1 protein-coding gene is annotated in these 390 nt (G+C 28.7%); it reads left to right on the top strand.

Annotated features, from left to right (window positions below; genetic code table 11):
* Nucleotides 1-235: 235 nt before the first annotated feature.
* Nucleotides 236-390: transposase (locus HRG09_RS28445; RefSeq protein WP_174104116.1), on the top strand; the 155-nt coding region annotated here is incomplete at its 3' end.

Below are 390 nucleotides of genomic sequence, written 5' to 3' on the forward strand. Positions count from 1 at the left end.
ATTTTACTTATTATGAATGTATAATTAGCTTATTTTTATATAACTATTTTTTATTAGTAGGTTTGAAAGGATTTCTTTAAACAAGAGAAGAGAAATGTTATAGCATCTCTCTTCTTGTAATTCTCTCATTTATAAACCATACGGGGACAAATGAAATTAATTATGGATTTAGTATAGTCATATGGACACAACTTAGTTAAGTCCTTACAATGGATTTCAAGGAGGAAGTGTCCGTATGGCAAACAAGAAGTTTAATGAAGAATTTAAAAAGATGGTTGTTGAATTATATCATTCAGACCGATCTGTGAAAGAATTAAGCAGCGAGTATGGTGTATCAGAAGTAACGATTTATAAATGGATTAAAAAATATTCTCCTATCACAACGATTGA

Source organism: Bacillus sp. Xin1, from assembly GCF_013314535.1.
GTDB lineage: Bacteria > Bacillota > Bacilli > Bacillales > Bacillaceae_G > Bacillus_A.